The organism is Catenovulum sp. 2E275 (assembly GCF_025515275.1).
Classification (GTDB): domain Bacteria; phylum Pseudomonadota; class Gammaproteobacteria; order Enterobacterales; family Alteromonadaceae; genus Catenovulum.
The window spans coordinates 43,106-63,087 of the sequence record NZ_JAOPFU010000005.1 but is presented as its reverse complement, the minus strand read 5'-3'; the positions used below and the strand labels follow the sequence as shown (position 1 = coordinate 63,087).

At 38.9% G+C, this 19,982-nt stretch carries 18 protein-coding genes and 1 tRNA gene; 16 read left to right on the top strand and 3 right to left on the bottom strand.

The window, feature by feature from the left end:
* The first annotated feature begins 12 nt into the window (after window positions 1-12).
* The 6 genes from N7931_RS04850 (at window position 13) to msrA (ending at window position 5,431) form a co-directional block, all read left to right on the top strand.
* Window positions 13-927: an ABC transporter ATP-binding protein gene (locus N7931_RS04850; protein ID WP_262792334.1), complete on the top strand. Its 915-nt coding sequence runs from the start codon at window positions 13-15 to the stop codon at window positions 925-927.
* 1 nt (window position 928) lies between these two features.
* Window positions 929-1,699 carry an ABC transporter permease gene (locus N7931_RS04845; protein WP_262792333.1) on the top strand — a complete coding sequence of 257 codons (771 nt, stop codon included), beginning with the start codon at window positions 929-931 and terminating at the stop codon, window positions 1,697-1,699.
* A complete protein-coding gene (locus N7931_RS04840; protein ID WP_262792332.1) occupies window positions 1,699-2,358 on the top strand; it encodes a tRNA (guanine(46)-N(7))-methyltransferase TrmB in 660 nt (219 codons plus the stop codon). The genes N7931_RS04845 and N7931_RS04840 overlap by 1 nt, the downstream gene beginning before the upstream one ends.
* A 72-nt stretch (window positions 2,359-2,430) precedes the next feature.
* Window positions 2,431-3,222, top strand: coding sequence for a substrate-binding periplasmic protein (locus N7931_RS04835; RefSeq protein ID WP_262792330.1), 792 nt, complete (start codon window positions 2,431-2,433; stop codon window positions 3,220-3,222).
* A 35-nt stretch (window positions 3,223-3,257) separates the two neighbouring features.
* Complete coding sequence (locus N7931_RS04830; RefSeq protein WP_262792329.1) at window positions 3,258-4,874, top strand: methyl-accepting chemotaxis protein; 1,617 nt, start codon at window positions 3,258-3,260, stop codon at window positions 4,872-4,874.
* Between the two features lie 23 nt (window positions 4,875-4,897).
* Entirely contained in the window at window positions 4,898-5,431 is a 534-nt protein-coding gene (gene msrA, locus N7931_RS04825; RefSeq protein WP_262792327.1) for a peptide-methionine (S)-S-oxide reductase MsrA, read from the top strand.
* A gap of 213 nt (window positions 5,432-5,644) precedes the next feature.
* Here msrA and N7931_RS04820 read toward each other — a convergent pair whose 3' ends face one another.
* The 3 genes from N7931_RS04820 to N7931_RS04810 form a co-directional block, all read right to left on the bottom strand.
* Window positions 5,645-6,634, bottom strand: coding sequence for a pentapeptide repeat-containing protein (locus N7931_RS04820; RefSeq protein ID WP_262792325.1), 990 nt, complete (start codon window positions 6,632-6,634; stop codon window positions 5,645-5,647).
* A gap of 44 nt (window positions 6,635-6,678) precedes the next feature.
* Window positions 6,679-8,346: a response regulator gene (locus N7931_RS04815; protein WP_262792324.1), complete on the bottom strand. Its 1,668-nt coding sequence runs from the start codon at window positions 8,344-8,346 to the stop codon at window positions 6,679-6,681.
* A 154-nt stretch (window positions 8,347-8,500) separates the two neighbouring features.
* A tRNA-Tyr gene (locus N7931_RS04810) sits at window positions 8,501-8,585 on the bottom strand.
* Between the two features lie 118 nt (window positions 8,586-8,703).
* Here N7931_RS04810 and N7931_RS04805 point away from each other — a divergent pair.
* From N7931_RS04805 to N7931_RS04760, 10 genes are all read left to right on the top strand, one after another.
* On the top strand, window positions 8,704-9,195 hold the full coding sequence (locus N7931_RS04805) for a VC2046/SO_2500 family protein (protein ID WP_262792322.1): 492 nt from the start codon (window positions 8,704-8,706) through the stop codon (window positions 9,193-9,195).
* Window positions 9,196-9,312: 117 nt separating this feature from the next.
* On the top strand, window positions 9,313-11,460 hold the full coding sequence (gene flhA / locus N7931_RS04800; protein WP_262792321.1) for a flagellar biosynthesis protein FlhA: 2,148 nt from the start codon (window positions 9,313-9,315) through the stop codon (window positions 11,458-11,460).
* A 50-nt stretch (window positions 11,461-11,510) separates the two neighbouring features.
* Complete coding sequence (gene flhF / locus N7931_RS04795; protein ID WP_262792319.1) at window positions 11,511-12,926, top strand: flagellar biosynthesis protein FlhF; 1,416 nt, start codon at window positions 11,511-11,513, stop codon at window positions 12,924-12,926.
* Window positions 12,927-12,930: 4 nt separating this feature from the next.
* On the top strand, window positions 12,931-13,800 hold the full coding sequence (locus N7931_RS04790; RefSeq protein WP_316250565.1) for a MinD/ParA family protein: 870 nt from the start codon (window positions 12,931-12,933) through the stop codon (window positions 13,798-13,800).
* A gap of 3 nt (window positions 13,801-13,803) precedes the next feature.
* The gene (locus N7931_RS04785) at window positions 13,804-14,529 is read left to right on the top strand and encodes an RNA polymerase sigma factor FliA (RefSeq protein ID WP_262792429.1); all 726 of its coding nucleotides are present in this window, start codon (window positions 13,804-13,806) and stop codon (window positions 14,527-14,529) included.
* 42 nt (window positions 14,530-14,571) lie between these two features.
* Window positions 14,572-14,955 (top strand): chemotaxis response regulator CheY, encoded by a 384-nt coding sequence (gene cheY, locus N7931_RS04780; protein ID WP_262792318.1) that lies wholly within the window; start codon window positions 14,572-14,574, stop codon window positions 14,953-14,955.
* Window positions 14,956-14,979: 24 nt separating this feature from the next.
* The gene (locus N7931_RS04775; RefSeq protein ID WP_262792317.1) at window positions 14,980-15,723 is read left to right on the top strand and encodes a protein phosphatase CheZ; all 744 of its coding nucleotides are present in this window, start codon (window positions 14,980-14,982) and stop codon (window positions 15,721-15,723) included.
* Between the two features lie 15 nt (window positions 15,724-15,738).
* Window positions 15,739-18,015 (top strand): chemotaxis protein CheA, encoded by a 2,277-nt coding sequence (locus tag N7931_RS04770; RefSeq protein WP_262792316.1) that lies wholly within the window; start codon window positions 15,739-15,741, stop codon window positions 18,013-18,015.
* A 20-nt stretch (window positions 18,016-18,035) separates the two neighbouring features.
* Window positions 18,036-19,193, top strand: a complete 1,158-nt coding sequence (locus N7931_RS04765; RefSeq protein WP_262792314.1) for a chemotaxis response regulator protein-glutamate methylesterase — start codon at window positions 18,036-18,038, stop codon at window positions 19,191-19,193.
* Between the two features lie 13 nt (window positions 19,194-19,206).
* A complete protein-coding gene (locus N7931_RS04760) occupies window positions 19,207-19,980 on the top strand; it encodes a ParA family protein (protein ID WP_262792313.1) in 774 nt (257 codons plus the stop codon).
* The last annotated feature ends 2 nt before the right edge of the window (window positions 19,981-19,982 follow it).

The following is a 19,982-nucleotide window of genomic DNA, read 5'->3' as shown; positions in this document are numbered from 1 at the left end:
AGTCAGGTTTATATGCACGCATTAGAAATTAAAGAGTTAAAAAAAGTTTATAAAGGCGGCGTTGAGGCGCTAAAAGGGATTGATTTAGTGGTTGAGCAAGGTGATTTTTTTGCATTGCTTGGGCCTAATGGTGCCGGTAAATCAACCACTATTGGCATTTTAAGTTCATTGGTCAATAAGACCAGCGGCTCGGTGAATATTTTTGGTCACAATTTAGATACTGAGCTTGAGTTAGCTAAAGCGCAAATTGGGTTAGTGCCGCAAGAGTTTAACTTTAATCAGTTTGAAACGGTTCAGCAAATTGTTGTTAACCAAGCAGGCTATTATGGGGTTAGGCGCGGTGAAGCCATTGCCCGCAGTGAAGTTTATCTTAAACAAACTGAGCTATGGGAAAAACGCGATACGCCAGCACGCAATTTATCTGGTGGGATGAAACGCAGGTTAATGATCGCCCGAGCTATGATGCATCAGCCTAAGTTGTTAATTTTAGATGAACCAACAGCCGGTGTTGATATAGAAATCCGCCGTTCAATGTGGCAGTTTTTACGCCAGATAAACGAGCAAGGTGTCACTATTATTTTAACGACCCATTATTTAGAAGAAGCGGAAAGTTTATGTCGTAATATTGCGATTATCGATAAAGGAAAAATTATCGAAAATACCAGTATGAAAGCTTTATTAAGTAAACTGAATGTGGAAACTTTTATTTTGGATTTAGCCCAAGACTATCCAAACATTGCGCTTGAAAATACTCAATATGAGCAAATTGATGGCCATACTTTGCAAATTGAAGTGAATAAAGAAGATTCATTAAATCAGGTATTTGAGCAACTGAGCAAACAAGGGATCGAAGTTAAAAGTATGAGAAATAAAGCCAACCGGTTAGAAGAGTTATTTGTCAGATTAGTTGAGGCAGGTCGAGCTTAATATGAATGCTAATTATTTAATTGCGCTAAACAGTATTTTATATAAAGAATGTAATCGTTTTTTACGTATTTGGGTGCAAACTTTAGTGCCGCCAGCCATTACTATGACACTTTATTTTGTGGTTTTTGGTAGTTTAATTGGCTCCAGAGTGGGTGAAGTGAATGGCTTTAGCTATGTTGAATTTATGATGCCGGGGCTGATTATGCTGGCGGTTATCAATAATGCTTATGCCAATGTATCTTCCTCGTTTTTTAGTGCTAAATTTCAGCGCAATGTTGAAGAGTTATTAGTTGCGCCCGTGCCAACTTTTGTGATTGTTGCCGGTTATGTATTAGGTGGTGTTGCCAGAGCGATTATTGTTGGTGTACTGGTGACGATAGTTGCCTTATTTTTTGTTGATATTCAGGTACATAACTGGTTTGTTGTATTTACTACGTTATTATTAACTGCAACTTTATTTGCTTTAGGTGGTTTGATTAATGCGGTTTATGCAAAAACATTTGATGATGTTAGCATTATTCCGACGTTTGTATTATCTCCCCTGACTTATTTAGGTGGCGTGTTTTTTTCAGTCTCTATGTTACCTGGATTTTGGCAAGGGGTGAGCCAATTAAATCCAATTCTATATATGGTTAATGCATTTCGATTTGGATTTTTAGGCAGTAGTGATGTGAGCTTAATTGCCGCTTATTCAGTGCTAATTGGGGTAACTGCTGCGCTATTTTTATTAGCGATGAGACTGCTTAATAAAGGTGTGGGGATTCGTCATTAATGTCAGGCAATTCCAGAGCAATACAAAGTAACCAAAGTGGATTACACCAAGATTTAGATAAAATAGTAAAACGTCATCTAAACAGCACTTTTTTAAAGCCTGTTTCAGAGCATACCCAAATTGCGTTTGAGCAGGTAATGGAATTTACTCAGAGTCGTGATTGTCCGGTGATACTGGATGCCTGTTGCGGGGTGGGTGATAGCAGCCGTAATTTAGCTGAGTTATATCCCGACCATACAATTATCGGGGTTGATAAATCGGATGATAGAATCACCAGACAAAGAACCGAAACGGCCGATAATATTATTTTAGTTCGGGCCGATCTGAATGATTTTTACCGTTTGCTAGCGGCTAAAGTCAATGCCCAGCAAGTTAAAATTGAGCAGCATAAAATTTTTTATCCTAATCCTTGGCCAAAAGCCACTCATATTAAACGTCGCTGGCATGGCGCGCCGGTTTTCCCTGATTTAGTGAGTGTCTGCAATCATATTGAGCTACGTTCAAACTGGTTAATTTATTTACAAGAGTTTCAGTATGCTTTAAAACTAGCTGGTTTAAACAGCAAAATAGAATCTATTCAAGTTAAACATCCCATCACGCCATTTGAAGCCAAATATAATGCAAGTGGACAAACCATTTATCAGTTAAAAACTTGCTAAACTAAGCTTATGTTTTATAAGTAATGGTAGGCACGTGCAAAGTTGCACAGAAAAACGGTTGCGGAGATTATTTTGTCATATATTTTTCGGTTAAGTTTACTGATTGCAGTCCTTGGGATTCATTCTGTGAGTGCAAATCAGGAGTTACAAATATTGACAGTTAATGAGCCGCCGGCAAATTATCTTGATGAAGACGGAGAGTTAACTGGATACGTTACTGATATAGTGAAGGCATTGCAAACTGAGATGGGGGATAATACTCAGATTAAATTAGTGCCAGAAGCCAGAGCAATTTATATTGGTTATAAGCAAGCTAATGTGATGATGTATAGCTTTTCACGTATTCCTGAACGAGAAGCTGATTTTCATTGGGTGATGCCTGTTATGAAAAAAACGTGGTCTATGGTTTTTTTAGCTGAAACACCAGTGAAAAATAAATCTTTGGAATCACTCAAAAGCTTACCTGGAATTGGAGTCGTTCGAGGCGATGTTAGAGAAAATTGGTTAATTTTACGAGGATTTGATAATTTAAAACCAGTAACTACTCATGAACAAAATTTTAAGCGATTATTAGCCAATAGAGTTCAGGCTATAGCTTATGAACAATGTGCGATTAACCAAGTTGCAGAATCACTAGAAGTTGACTCTGGTTTATTTAAATCATTTCCATTTCATCAATCTATACTATATTTAATTATGTCAAAGCCGGGTACTGACCCAGAGTTGTTAGCAAAGTGGAGTCATGCCGTCAGTCGTTTACAGGTATCTGGAAAATTAGATCAAATCACTCATAAGTGGAAGCATTATCTAGAGCAAAATTTATCTATATTGAGTCAAGTCGAAGATGGTATTTTGGTACTTTAGTCTTTATTGTTTACAGTTAATTTAAGAGAACTTATATGAACTTTCATCGCATCAGAGTTAAAAGCTCCTTGCCTATTATGTTGTTAGCAATAGCTTTGCTAATTATCTTTTTTACTTTTTCTCATTTACTGAAATTACAGGATGAAGCTTTAGAAGCCCAATCAGAAAAGTTTTTAACTGCTATTTCAGTTGTTTTGAATGCAGATAGAGATTTATATCAGGCACAACTTGCTCAAACACTTTTACTAGCTAAATCAGTCGACACTGATATAGCCCAAAACGATATTCAGGAAAATGCAGAACAGGTTAAAAACAGGTTTAATCAATATCGTAAATATTTATCCGAGTATCCAGATGTAGTAGGTAAATTTAGCCATTTTGATCAATCTTTTAAAGATTGGTTAAATGCATCAAATAAGTTAGTACAACAAAGTCTTAGTTCTAATCAAAACCTTGAGCAAGCTTTACAACAAGCCGAAGAGAAATTTAATAATTTAAGAAATGTATTGGATCAAGCGGGAGAAGCTGCTGAGCTTAAGTCAGTTGAAGTTCAATCCCAGCTTGAACAAGAGATATCAGCATTTAAGAATACAGCGATTATTTTTATTTTGATTGTTTTAGTTATTGCTGGCTGGTTTAGCTATAAAATACCTAAAGTTTTAACTGAACAAATTAATTATCTTACTTTTAGAATTCATGAAATAGCATCAGGTGAAGGTGATTTAACTGCAAGAATTAATGTTACAACTAATGATGAATTTGGGGAGTTGGCAACCGAGTTTAACCGGTTTGTAGAAAGTTTACGTGAATTGATTATGACCATTTTAGATCAAGCATCTGATTTAACTAATCTAACAGCGACATTAACTGAATCATCGGAACAAACGCGCAGTATTACAACAACAATTAATCAGGCATCAGATTCAATAGTTAGTGCTGTACACGAGATGAACTTATCGAATAAACAAATGGCTGAAGTGGCTAGTGGGACTGCTACTGAAGCTGATACTTCAAGCCAAATGGCTAAGCAAGGGATTAATGTTGTAGAGCAGTCTAGTAAATCTATTAGCCATTTATCTAAAAATATGGATACGGCTTTACATAGCTCAAATGAATTACAAAAAAGCTCAGAGAATATCGCTTCGGTACTGGATGTAATACAAGGCATCGCCGAACAAACTAATTTATTAGCACTTAATGCAGCAATTGAAGCTGCACGTGCTGGTGAGCAAGGTCGTGGTTTTGCTGTAGTTGCAGATGAGGTACGGACACTAGCAACCCGAACTCAAGAAAGCACAAACCATATTCAGTCAATGATTGAGCAGCTTAAAGCTAGTGTTAATGAATCTTCTCAGTCAATAGCTCAGGGCAAACAAAATGCAGATCAAACTGTGGAGATATTTCAGCAAGCTAATGAAGTATTCAATACATTACTATCATCGTCTGTACGCTTGAATGATATGTCTACCCAGACAGCACAAGCAACAGAAGAGCAATCTGCAGTTTCCGATGAGATTAGTCAAAATTTATTCTCATTAAATGAACAAACTACTTCAGCAACGAATATAGCCGAATCTAGTGAAAGGCTAGCTAGTCAAATTAGAGACCTTGCCAATAACCTCTCTGATTTAGTTGGCCGTTTTAAGGTGTAGTTCTATTTTTCGAGAAAAGATGAATGACTAAACAAACTGCAATTTTAGCTGCTGGCTGTTTTTGGTGTATTGAGTCGGCATTTAATCTAGTGAAAGGGGTTATCAGCGCAACTTCCGGTTATTGTGGGGGAGACGCTGCTGATGCAAACTATAAAATGGTGTGTAGTGGACTGACTGAGCATGCTGAGGCGGTATTAGTTGAGTTTGATGATGAGGTGATCAGTTATACCGAAATATTAGAAATATTCTTCTTTTTGCATGATCCAACACAATTAAACCGCCAAGGTAATGATATTGGCAGACAATACCGAAGTGCCATTTTTTATTTATCTGAGCTGCAAAAACAGCAAGCCGAAAGCTTAATTATGCAATTAACTCAGCAAGCTATATTTGCTGGGCCAATTATTACCCAAGTGGTTGAAGCTATGCCGTTTTATCCTGCTGAAGATTATCATCAGGGTTATTATAACGAGAATCCAAACCAAGGGTATTGTCAGTTTATTATTGCACCAAAAATGGCTAAATTTGCAGATAAATTTAGCCATTTAATTGCTTAACCGGATAATTTTCCAATCTTAGATAACCTGAGGTGCGTATAAGAAATGTTGAGGTAAGTTTCTCAACTATTAGATTAAATAATGCCAAATCAAGCTTATTTTACGTTCCTACGATGAGAGGCGGAAAAATAGTCCGTTGCAAATTTTCTTATATACCGCTCAGGTTAGATACCCCAGCTTTTAAATTAAAAGCTTTAATAGCCGCAAAGAGATTTAGCGGCTCATCTTTTTAACAAATACCAGCACAAACAGCGCCATGATAAAACTGCCTAAAAATGCTTGTAACGAGGTTACTACTTTACTCCAGCCTATCGGGGTTAAGTTATCAAACCCTAAGGTGGTAAATGCCAGAAAACTATAATAAAGAGACAATAAAAAATGGTGAAAGTTATCAGCAAAACTCAATTGGCTATTAAATTGAATTAAATAAATGCCTTGATAAAAGCCAAATAAAAAATAAGCCAGTGCACAGCTAAAAATGAGGATTAATGAACAGGCGATAATATTCAGCGGTTTTTCTCCGTAACCACAAAATAAATCTAATATTTTTGAGCTAATTCTGTCTTTAGAAAACCACGCCATCTGTTTGCGGCGCATAGTGATTTCTTTATACATACACTGGCTGGCTAATTCAAAAATCCCCTGATTTTCAGCCGCGCGTCTAATATCCCGATAAATTTGTTCCGCTTGTAAATAAAGCTCGTTTGCTTTGTGGGTATCTTTTTGTTTGGCTAAAGTCGCGGCTAGCTCTTCTTGATTAATATGTTTACCAAGCTGAATATTATCAATTTTGGTATTGTTGAGTTTGATACCTAATAAATTAGCTTGCTCAAGTTGAGCGCAATGCAAATTGGCTTCATTAAAATTGGCTTTCATTAAATTAGCATGATTCAATTTTATACTGAATAAATGAGCGTGGGAGAGGTCGGCTCGATAAAAGTTAGAGTGGGAAAAATCATAGCCTGTATTACTGTTTTTTTTAACTAGATTAATACCGGATAAATTTGCATATTTTAGCTGTAATCCTTGGGTTATACCACCTTTTGCAACATAGCGCTCCAGCTTGTCAGCTAAATCCATACCTTTTTTATCAAAATTGGGATCATGCCAAAAGCAAAATCCATTTCCCATATCTATTTCACTACAATATTGGCCTGTATTTGAACAAAATTGACAGTTAGCCTGTTTTTCGCTTTCTTGCATAAGTAAGCTACACCCTATTGTATTAAGTAGTTTAAGTATAGGTGTTATTTTTTTCTTTGCTTACCATCTTTATCTGTCATTAGCTTTTGATATTGCTCGTATAATTCTTCATATCTCTGTTGCTGAACTTGTGGCAAGCAAACGCCTTGTAAAGTGTGGAAAGCTTTTTTTAAGCGAGTGATCAAGTCTTCCGGATACTTTTCTGTTTTTGTTAGTAGCTGTATTATAGCTAAAATCAAATTGAGTGAGCCACCGGTATTCATCGGGGCGCTTTTGAGGGCGTCATCAAATCGTTGTACGGCTAACCTATAATCGCCTTCTTTATAGGCATAAATCCCTTCTCGATTTAACTCAGTAAAGGTTTTTCGTTTTTCTTGATGTAAAGTTTTTAAATGCTCAAGGCTATCTTTAACAAATTGGTTGTCTGAAGATTCGTAATCTGGGCTTTGTAAAATTTGCTCGGCAGTTTCAAATTCACCTATGTTATACATAATCGATACTGCATCAAAAGCCAGCTCGTTAGGAATAAATGCTTGTTCTGACTCTTTAATTTTATTATGTAGCTCATAAAACTGCTTTTTAGCAGTTAGCAACTTATTATCTAATACTTCAATTTGAGCACGGCATAAATCCTCAAAGAGGTTGTAGTGGAGTTTTAGCTCTTTAATATCATCGTGGCGACCTCGTTGCAGTGCGAGCGAAGCTTCTTGTTTGAGTTTATTTCTTTCGTGTTTATCTTCGGCATGTTGAGCGGCTGTAATAGTTGCCCGAATATAATTAAAAAAGTGTACTGGATCTTGATAAACCGATTTACGGCTCATTTCTAAAATAGCTATGCAAGCATCTTTAACTATATCGTACATACCATTTTTTCTGGCAATGTCACATAACCTGTATTGGCGCTCAATTGAAAACGGTGATAGCTCGACTGCTTTTATTGCCATCTCTAGCGCATTAGGTAATCTTTCCATACCAACTAGCGCTTGCGCAGATAAGTCGTAGGCGTCAATTATCAACGGGCTTTGTAACATCACCTGATGAGCCAGTTTAGCGGCTAAAGGGTAACGCTTTTGGTGTAGATAGGTACGAGAAAGCTGAATTTGTCCCCAAGTATAGGGTTTGATAGCGAGTAGTTTTTCTAATAAATATTCGGCTTGCTCGAACTTTCCGGCGGCACATAAAAGCTCAGCTAAAAGGTTATTACAGACATTTTTATAACGGCTATCATCTGCAATTAAAGTTTTACATTCAGTAATGGCACGGCCGATATCGCCTTTGTGCATTGCAGAAAATACAAATCTTAACGCCTGACGCTTTTTATAAGCTTTATCTAGCCGCAGTTTTAATACATTTTGTGAGAATGGCTTCATCACATAATCGTCTGGTTGAAGCTCAATTGCACCCAATACCATAGGTCTGTGGCTTTCACCTGTAACCATAACGGTTACGCATGCGGGTTTAAGTAACTTTTTTTGTTTGAGTTCTTCAATTAATTGGCGGCCGTTTTTTCTGTGTCCGCCGAGGTTATAGTCAATCAAAACAAAGTCAAAATCTTTACTTTTACAAGCTTGTACAGCAGCTTCGCCTGTGGTGACTAGATGAATTTGCCGTATGCCTAAATTAACCAGTATACCCTTTAACATAAGTTGAAAAGGTCTTTGATCATCGACAATCAGAAAGTTTTTATCCGAATAATTTAAACTGGCAGACATAGCTATTTTTTTAATCTAATCAATAAGATTAGTATTTACTGAAATTTAACTGAGTACAAGCTTTTAAAAGTGGATAAATTTATTTGGGCGAAGAAAATGAAGTTTTTAGGCTCAGAAAGCAAAAAACCGCCTAAAAGGCGGTTTTTCTAAATAATGGTGGAGGGAGCTGGATTCGAACCAGCGAAGGCGGAGCCGTCAGATTTACAGTCTGATCCCTTTGGCCACTCGGGAACCCCTCCGGAAGTGGGGCGCATATTACCAAACAAATTTAATCTGTAAAGTGTTTTTCTAAAAAAATTAAAGTTATTTTTTATTTTGCCGATTAAACGAATAATCTTTGTTCAATTTGAGTTAAATATGCACATTCAGCTGAATCAGCCGTTAAATGAAGCCAGTTTTGATGGCCAGTTAAATCAGGCAGTTAATGCTCAGCTTAGATCTGATTTTGCTTTTATGCTGGCATGTCAAACACCAAATGTGGCAGAACACGCTCAATTTCAGTTAGCTAAAAATCAAGATTATCAACAAAATAACGATGAAGCTCAGTTAAAAGTAAGTTTAGGGGTTTATACTTATCTTAAATTGGCAGCGGATGATGCGGCTTTTACAAGTGCGGTAGCAACCTCTGTTGAGCTACATCAAAATGGTTTGGCTCAAGCTAAATTACAAAGTTACTTACAGGCTCAAGCTTTATCGCAATTCAACGATACTCAAAAATTAGATGATCAATTGCTTGCCAATTTAGATCGCCACACACTTTATCGTTTGAATCAGCGTGAGGAGAATCCGCAAACCGAAGCGGATGCAACTCAATTATACGATATTCTCAATCAAATCAACCAAGCTTAATTTATCTTAACCTACTGTATTTTAAATTAATTATAACTCTGTATTATTCTTTTATAAAATTGGTCTGAGCCTTGCATTAAGACTTCCAGTCACTTTATATGCTGGATTTTTGACGATATGCAAGTCGCCGATGTACTGCAAAGATTTAATTTAAATAAAGATAGTTTTTCCCAAATCACCGGACTTGGGGTTGCCGTATTTGTATTGGCAGTCTTGGCGATGGTGGTTTTGCCTATTCCACCATTAATGTTGGATATTTTATTCTCGTTTAACATTGCTTTGTCTATGGTGGTGTTGCTGGTGGTTGTTTACACCTTAAAACCACTTGAGTTCGGCTCTTTCCCCAGCGTTATTCTAATTGCAACGGTTTTTCGTCTTGCGCTTAATATTGCTTCCACCCGGGTGGTATTACTTGAAGGCCATAATGGCGGTGATGCCGCCGGTGATGTTATTGCCTCTTTTGGTGAAGTTGTCATTGGTGGTAATTACGCGGTTGGCTTAGTGGTTTTTGCCATTTTAATGATTATTAACTTTAAAGTAGTAACCGCAGGTGCTGGGCGTATTTCTGAGGTGACCGCACGATTTACATTAGACAGTTTACCCGGTAAACAAATGGCAATTGATGCCGACTTAAATGCAGGTTTTATTACTCAGGAAGAAGCGATTGACCGCCGTAAAGAGATCACTGAAGAAGCTGATTTTTATGGCTCTATGGATGGTGCGAGTAAATTTGTAAAAGGGGATGCGATTGCGGGTTTGCTCATTATGATCATTAATATTGTGGGCGGTCTGATTATTGGTATGGCTCAGCATGGTTTAGGTTTTAGTGACGCAATTGAAATTTATACCATGTTAACCATAGGTGATGGCCTAGTTGCGCAAATCCCTTCACTATTATTATCTGTTGCAACTGCAATTGTGGTTACCCGCGAAAATAACTCTGTTCAGTTAGGCGATCAACTGAGTAGCCAACTTGGTAATTCTAAAGCTTTATATATTGCGGCCAGCATTTTATTTGTGATGGGCATTGTACCTGGCATGCCGCATGTTGCCTTTTTATCATTAGCCGCTGCTTTAGTTGGGCTTGGTTATTATATGTCGCAAGGGCGGGCTGACAAAAAAGCAAAATCTGGTAGCTTAATGCCAAAATCTAATAAAAAATCGGCTGCCAATTCACCGGCAGGTGGCGCTAAACCATTACCTGCTAATAACTTACCAGAGCAAAAAGAAATTAGCTGGGACGATGTACAACCTATGGATGTAATTGGGTTGGAAGTGGGTTACCGATTGATCCCACTGGTTGATAAATCTCAAGGTGGTGAATTACTTTCCAGAATTAAAGGCGTACGTAAAAAGCTGTCGCAGGATATGGGCTTTTTGGTACCGGCGGTGCATATTCGTGACAATTTAGATTTATCACCCAATATTTACCGGATTTCATTAATGGGTGTCGTAATTGGTGAAGCTGAAATTTATCACGACAGAGAAATGGCGATTAACCCAGGGCAAGTATTTGGTAAATTACAAGGGATTAATACAGTGGATCCGGCCTTTGGTTTAGAAGCCGTTTGGATTACTCCTGAGCAGCGTGAGCAAGCACAAACTTTGGGTTATACCGTGGTTGATTCGGCAACTGTGGTAGCAACTCATTTAAGCCAGCTATTAACCAATAATGCATGGCAGCTAATTGGTCATGAAGAAGTTCAAAACTTATTAGATATGTTGGCGAAATCTTATCCTAAATTGGTGGAAGGTTTAGTACCAGACATGCTGAACTTATCTACTGTGGTTAAAGTATTCCAAAACTTACTGTATGAAGGTGTGGTAATTCGGGATATGCGAACCATAGTTCAAACCTTGGTTGAATATGCTCCTAAGAGCCAAGACCCTGATGTATTAACGGCTGCGGTTAGAATTTCACTACGCAGATTGATAGTTCAGGAACTGTCAAACGGGCTAGATGAATTACCTGTCATAACTTTGGCGCCAGAGTTGGAGCAGATCTTGCATCAGTCAATGCAAGCCGGTGGTTCAGAAGGTGGTGGTATCGAGCCGGGCTTGGCAGAACGCATTCAAACTGCGCTCACTCAAGCCTCTGAACAGCAAGAAATGAACGGCGAGCCTGCGGTATTATTGACTTCAGGGATCTTACGTTCAGTTTTAGCTCGTTTTACCAAACACACGGTTTCTGGGCTGCATGTATTGTCTTATCAAGAAATACCGGATGACAAACAAATCCGGATAGTGAATTCGATAGGTCAGTAGTCAAAATTTTGTCTGGGTAAGAAACTTATAGCTTGCTCTTTGGAGGAAAGATGAAAATTAAACGTTTTGTTGCAAAAGATATCAGAGCTGCAATGCAGGAAATTAAAGCCACGTTAGGGCCTGATGCTGTTATTATGTCTAATACTAAAATTGCAGACGGGGTTGAAGTAGTTGCGGCGATTGATGAACCAGCGCCAGCCAAACCTAAGCAACAAATTGAAAATGCAGCAAAACCTGCTTCTTTCCAGCGTAAGCCTATTAAAACCCCAAATTTTGATCCAACCACTGAAGAAGATGTGCAAGTAGCAGACAGCTTACAATCTTTATTGATGCGTCAAACTCCGCCTTCGTTTCAACAATCTCAACAGGCGCAAAAAAGACACGCAGCCGCTCGTGCTCAAAAAATAGTTCAGGCAGTCGAATCTACAGAGCTTGAAGATGAATCTAATATGGACGTATGGTCGTTTAATGAACAAAAAACACAAAAAAACAGCAAGCAAACACCAGCTAACTCTTTAAATACTGGGCAAAATACTGAACGCGAGCTACAATCGATTAAAACCGAAATGGCTGAGTTACGACATTTATTAAAGCATCAGGTATCCGGTTTGATGTGGCAGGAAATGGCTCGCAGTGAACCGACCCGCGCCTATATTGTTGACAGACTGACTCAAATGGGGATTGCTGGCCAAGTTGCTGAGCAGGTTGCTCACTTTATGCCAGAAGATATTGCTGATCATCAGGCATGGGATAGCGCCTTAGAATTATTATCTGGTCAAATTAATGTGACCAATAATGATATTATGCGCCGCGGTGGTGTAGTTGCATTAGTTGGGCCTACCGGTGTTGGTAAAACAACTACAGTGGCAAAATTAGCCGCCCACTTTGCTAAAAAACACGGAGCAGATTCAGTTGCGTTAGTCACAACCGATAGCTATCGTATTGGCGCGCATGAGCAGCTTCAAACTTATGCGCGTATTATTGGTTGCCCTTGTAAAGTGGTACGGCACGAAGATGAGTTGGCAGAAACACTACACCAACTTAGAAACCGTAAATTAATTTTGATTGATACCGCAGGTGTTGGTCAAAGAGATATTAGATTAGCAGAGCAATTAGATGGTTTAATGAAATCGGCTCATGTTAAAATTCGCAGTTATCTGGTGCTTCAGGCAACCGCGCAGCAAAGAGTATTAATGGAAACCGTGCAGCAATTTAAACGAACGAATTTAGCCGGATGCATTTTTACTAAATTAGATGAATGCATGAGTTTGGGTGAAATTATTAGTGTAGCCATTCAAAATGCATTACCAATAGGGTATCTTACGGATGGGCAACGCGTGCCAGAAGATATTAAAGCTGCAACTGCACAATATTTAATCGAAAAAGCAGCAGCTTTAATGGATGAAAATGAATTTTCTCATCCTCACTGGTTTACAGAAAGCACAAGACAACCTATATATAAATAAATTTATGATACTAAATAACCAGTTAGGTGATCAGGCGAGTGGCCTTAGAAAAATGAACCAAACAGCTAACAAAATAAAAGTTATCGCAGTTACAGGCGGCAAAGGCGGCGTTGGTAAAAGTAATGTCTCGCTGAATATGGCGGTTTCTATGGCTCAACAAGGTAAACGAGTATTAGTGTTTGATGCCGATTTAGGGTTAGCTAACGTTGATGTGATGTTAGGCCTTAGAGTAGAAAAAAACCTGTCTCATCTATTAGCCGGTGAATGTGAATTAGAAGATATTTTAGTGACCGGGCCGCACGGTATAAAAATTGTGCCGGCTACCTCAGGTACCCGCAACATGGTTGAGTTAACTCAGCAGGAACACGCCGGATTAATTCGCTCGTTTAGTGAATTAAAAGAAGAGTTTGATGTATTAATTGTAGATACAGCAGCCGGTATTTCCGATATGGTGCTAAGCTTTTCCCGCGCAGCACAAGATGTCGTGGTCGTTGTCTGTGATGAACCTTCGTCAATTACAGATGCTTACGCATTGATAAAAGTGTTAAATCGTGATTACAATGTTTTTCGGTTTAAAATAGTTGCCAATATGGTTCGCTCAATGCGTGAAGGTCAGGAATTATTTGCTAAACTCTCCAAAGTAGCAGACAGATTTTTAGATGTAGCACTCGATCTGGTTGCGATTATTCCATTTGATGAAAACGTGCGCAAAGCGGTACGTCGTCAAAAAACCATAGTTGAAGCATTTCCTAAATCGCCTGCGTCAATGGCCTTTAAAACACTCGCTAGTCGAGCCGGAAAGTGGCCAGTACCGGAAAATGCAACTGGTCATTTAGAGTTTTTTATAGAGCAATTAGTCTCACCAGGAGCTTAGTTAATTGTGAATAAAGTGGCGGCTTATCAAACAGTTGATCAAAAGCAAGCATTTGTTGAAATGCATGCTGGGTTGGTGAAGCGGATCGCCCATCATATGATGGTAAGATTACCACCGAGCGTTCAGGTTGATGACCTGATTCAAGCAGGCATGATAGGTTTACTTGAAGCAGCTAAAAATTTTGATGGTAGTAAAGGCGCCAGTTTTGAAACATTTGCCGGAATTAGAATTCGTGGCGCTATGTTGGATGAAATTCGCCGTGGCGACTGGGTACCAAGGTCGGTTCATCGCAATAGCCGTTTGATTGCTCAAGCCATTAGTGAAGTTGAAAACGAAACCGGACGTGACGCCAAAGATTCAGATGTGGCAGAAAAGCTGCAAATGAGTTTAACTGAATATCATCAGATACTGAATGATGTTAATAGTGGGAAAATTATCGGTATCGAAGATTTAGGTGTTACTGAAGATGTAATTGGCAGCTCAGAAGATAATTATATTAATGAACCTTTTGAAGATATTGCACATGGCGCATTTCAGGGGGCTTTGGTTCAAGCTATCGAAACGTTACCAGAAAGAGAAGCATTAGTGCTCTCTTTGTATTATGATGAAGAATTAAATTTAAAAGAAATTGGTGCAGTGCTTGACGTAAGTGAGTCTAGAGTGAGTCAAATTCATAGTCAGGCAATGCATAGGTTAAAAGCTAAATTGAATAGCTGGCAACAGATATAAAAATTAATATTCCACGAGATAGTCTCAGAGGCGGAGGAAGCTTTGGATACGAATATGAAGGTTTTGGTTGTAGACGACTTTTCAACCATGAGAAGAATTATTAAAAATTTGCTAAGAGATTTAGGGTTTACCAATGTTTCCGAAGCGGATGATGGCGCAACAGCTTTGCCTATGTTACAAAATGGTGATTATGAGTTTGTTGTAACAGACTGGAATATGCCGGGTATGCAAGGTATTGATTTGCTTAAAGCGATTCGTGCAGACGAAAGGCTAAAAAATATTCCTGTACTGATGGTAACTGCTGAAGCTAAAAAAGAACAAATTATCGCCGCAGCACAAGCTGGTGTGAATGGTTATATTGTGAAGCCTTTCACCGCAGCAACACTGAAAGAAAAATTAGATAAAATTTTTGAGCGTCTAGCTTAATTTTAGGTCGATAGGAGAACTCAATTGTTACCTAACGAGCCTTTAATCAGTATTGAGAATGCCAAAAAGTTAGTTAGTTTGTTAGAGCAAGGTGATAACCAAGCCGCAAATCAAATTTTGCAGCAAGTGAATCAAGCTACTTCTGAAGAGTTATTTGCTCAAGTAGGTAAATTAACCCGCCAGCTACACGATTCTTTAGGTAGTTTTCAGTTAGATATGCGTATCGCAGATTTAGCGACTGAAGATATTCCTGATGCTAAAAATCGTCTCGCTTATGTAATGGATATGACAGAGCAGGCCGCTAACAAAACAATGGATGCGGTAGAAGCTTGTCTGCCTATCGCGTCTGATTTAAACCAAAATATACAGGAAATTATCCCAACCTGGGATAAGTTAATGAATCGTCAAATTGAATTGGATGAATTTAAAGCGCTATGTCATAGCGTAAATAAAATTTTACGTCAATCAGAGTTGGATTCTGAAAATTTACAGATTCGATTAAATGAAGTATTGATGGCTCAAGACTTTCAGGATTTAACCGGACAGGTGATTCGCCGAGTCATTGAACTGGTTAAAGAAGTCGAAGATAATTTGATTCATTTATTAACTGTATTTGGTACACCACAAAAAGAACAACAATCTCAACAAACCACAGAACAAACAAAAATGAATGGTGTTGAAGGGCCGATTATTGATGCAGTAGATCGCGAAGATGCTGTAGCTAGCCAAGATGAAGTTGATGATTTGTTATCCAGTTTAGGTTTTTAATAGGGGACGAGTTCCATGAGCTTTGATGTAGATGAAGATATACTGCAAGATTTTTTAGTTGAAGCAGCAGAAATTTTAGAGCAGTTATCAGAGCAGCTAGTGGAGCTTGAGAATAATCCTGAAGATGCGGATTTACTCAATGCTATTTTCCGTGGGTTTCATACTGTAAAAGGTGGAGCTGGCTTTTTAGCTATGACAGCCTTAGTTGATGCCTGCCATGGTGCAGAAAACGTATTTGATATTTTACGCAAAGGGCAGCGCAAAGTAACGCCTGAGTTAATGGACGTTATTTTACAATCTTTGGATTGTATTAACTTAATGTTTTCTCAAATTCAAAATCGAGAAGAGCCAGAACCAGCCTCGCAAGAACTATTGGAGGCGCTTCATCAACTCAGTGAACCCGAAATTGAAGGGGAGCAAATTCAACTACCCGAAACAACTAGCACTGTCGATGAAACTGATTTTGTTTTAGATGATTTTGATGATGCAGTTACACAGCATCAAGCTAGTGTAGGTGTTGTCCAAAATGATAACTCAAACTCGATAGATGAAATCACTGATGATGAATTTGAAAAGCTATTAGATCAACTACACGGTGCAAATAAAGGCCCAAGTTCTTCAACAAAAATCGAATCGGCAACCTCAACTGGGCAGCTTGAGAAAAAAACAACCTCATCTGGATCAGGTGACGAAATTACTGATGATGAATTTGAAGCTCTGTTAGATGAATTACATGGTAAAGGTCAATTCTCTGGTAACGCAAATCCAACCCCAGCAGCACAACCTGAACCAGCCAAACCGGCTGCGCAGCCAAGTTCTGCTAAATCAACTGATGCCGATGAGATCAGTGATGATGAATTTGAAGCTTTATTAGATGAATTACACGGTAAAGGTAAAGCGCCGGGGGAATTAGCTGCCTCTGCCAAACCAGCCGCAGCTAAACCAGCAGTAACGAATGACAAACCCGCAACATCACAACCCAAACCAGCTCAAGCCGCAGCAAGTTCTAACGCTAAAGCTGCACCTAGCCCAGCAAAAGCAGCTGCTTCAGCACCAGCTAAATCTGCCGCTAAACCAGAAAGCGCGGTTAAAAAGCCACCACCGGCAGCACCGGCTGCTGAAACAACCGTTCGGGTAGATACAAAACGACTTGACCAGATCATGAATATGGTGGGTGAGTTAGTCTTGGTTAGAAACCGTTTGGTGAGTTTGGGTGTTAATGTAAATGATGAGATAATGTCTAAAGCTATTGCAAACTTAGATGTTGTCACCGGTGATTTACAAGGCGCAGTGATGAAAACCCGAATGCAGCCAATTAAAAAAGTATTTGGCCGTTTCCCTCGGGTTGTGCGAGATTTAGCCCGATCTTTAAATAAAGAAATTACGCTTGAATTAGAAGGTGAAGAAACAGATTTAGATAAAAATCTGGTTGAAGCTTTAGCAGATCCTTTAGTGCATTTAGTTCGTAACTCTGTTGACCACGGGATTGAAATGCCGGATGAACGGGTTGCAAATGGTAAACCACGTTGTGGTACTGTGCGCTTATCTGCATCGCAAGAAGGCGATCATATTTTATTAACCATCACAGACGATGGTGCAGGGATGGATCCTGAAAAACTAAAAAGCATTGCTATTCGTAACGGGATTTTAGACTCAGACACAGCAGCCAGAATGTCTGACAGTGAAGCTTATAATCTAATTTTTGCACCGGGGTTTTCAACTAAAGATAAAATATCTGATATCTCAGGCCGCGGGGTTGGGATGGACGTTGTAAAAACCAAAATCACTCAGTTAAACGGCTCGGTTGTGATTCGCTCTGAAAAAGGCTACGGCACAGAGTTAGAAATCAAAGTTCCGTTAACTCTGGCTATTTTACCGACTTTAATGGTGATTGTTTCTGGACAAACATTTGCTTTGCCACTGGCGGGCGTTAATGAGATTATCAATTTAGATTTAAAGAAAACCAATACAGTTGATAATCAACTGACTATGATTGTGCGTCAAAAAGCCATTCCGTTATTTTATTTGCAGGATTGGTTAACCCGACCTAATGCTCAGCATAAACGGAGTGGTCGCAAAGAAGGCCATGTGGTTGTGGTTCAGTTAAGCACTCATAAACAAGTTGGTTTTGTGGTTGATTCATTAATTGGTCAGGAAGAAGTTGTCATTAAACCATTAGATGCTTTATTACAAGGTACTCCGGGCATGGCAGGTGCAACTATTACAAGTGACGGCGGTATCGCATTAATTTTAGATGTACCCGGCTTATTAAAAAAATATGCCAGACGTTAGATCATAATTAGGAAATTTTAATGCCAATAAATGTGCTGGTGGTAGATGACTCTAGTTTTTTTAGACGCAGAGTCTCTGAAATTATTGAACAAGACCCAGACTTGGCTGTAATTGATACTGCCGTTAACGGTAAAGAAGCAGTAGAAAAAGCAAAAATCTTAAAACCAGATGTGATCACTATGGATATAGAAATGCCAGTCTTGGATGGTATTTCTGCTGTACGGGAGATCATGCAAACCCAGCCAATTCCTATTTTAATGTTTTCATCATTAACACATGATGGTGCTCAAGCAACACTTGAAGCATTAGAAGCTGGTGCTTTAGACTTTTTACCTAAAAAATTTGAAGATATTGCCCGTAACCGAGAAGAAGCAACTGCTCAATTATTATCCAGAATTAAACAAATAGCCAAACGACGTTTATTCAGACGATTAGCAACTTCAACTCAACAAAATACAGTAAGTCAACCAATTGAAAGGCCTCGTCCAGTTAGCCTTAAAACCAATCATTCCACTTCGGGTGTAACTAAACCGGCAGATATTCATAAAAGTATAGTTGATTCACCTCGCGATAAGGTGATTAAACCAAGCAGACCGGCGGGTAGTTATAAACTAGTTGCAATTGGCACTTCTACTGGTGGCCCAGTTGCTTTACAAACCATTTTAACTCGTTTGCCTGCCCATTTCCCGGTGCCAATTATATTAATTCAGCACATGCCAGCGGCATTTACGCCTGCGTTTGCGGCCAGATTAAACGGCATGTGTAAAATTGAAGTAAAAGAAGCACAACATGGTGATATTTTAAAGCCTGGCTGTGCATATTTAGCACCCGGTGGCAAACAAATGATGATTGAACCACATTCGGCAGGTAGCAAGTTGGTCATCAAAGATGATGATTCAGACCGGCTAACCTATAAGCCAAGTGTCGATTTAACATTTGCCTCAGCAGCCAAAGCATATCGAAATTCAGTATTAGCTGTTGTTTTAACCGGAATGGGCGCAGATGGCAGAGAGGGGGCCAGAATGCTGAAAAATTTAGGTTCAGTGGTTTGGGCACAAGATGAAGCTTCATGTGTGGTATATGGTATGCCTCAGGCTGTTGCCTCCGCAGGCATTGCAACTCAAAGTATTTCACTTGAGCAAATGGCAGATCGAATTCAAACCGAGATTATCGGTTAGTTAAGGATGTACTGTGATTGTTTGGACAATAGCTAATCAAAAAGGTGGAGTTGGAAAAACTACAACCACTGTTACTTTAGCAGGCATATTGGCTGAACAAGGTAAGCGTGTATTGTTAATTGATACAGATCCACATGCATCATTAACCTATTATTTTGGCATTGATTCAGAAGATTTAGATAACAGCGTTTTTGATTTATTTGTTCATCGGCAAAATTTAACCAAAGAGCAGCTTTTGCAAACTTTGTGTCCGACCTCAATGGATAATCTGGATATATTGCCGGCAACTATGGCTTTAGCAACTTTAGACAGACGCATGGGCAATCAAAGTGGTATGGGATTAGTTTTAAAAAAATCTCTAAACCTATTAGCTGATGAATATGATTACGCTTTAATTGATTGTCCGCCAGTGTTAGGGGTATTAATGGTAAACGCGTTGGCGGCATGCAACCGGATTTTAATTCCTGTTCAAACCGAATTTTTAGCACTAAAAGGGTTAGACAGAATGATGCGAACGCTTTATTTAATGGGGCGCTCACAAAAAAAAGAATACAAGTATACGATTATTCCTACCATGTTTGATAAGCGAACCAAAGCCTCGTTAGAAGCCTACAAAGAACTAAAAAAACTTTATGTGGATAAAGTTTGGTCGAATGTAATTCCGGTTGATACTAAGTTTAGAGACGCGAGTTTGGCCCAGTCTGTCCCTTCGGTATATACCCCAAAATCGCGAGGGGTATTCGCTTATCAGAATTTACTCACGTTTTTATCTCAGGCGGGGAGCTAGCT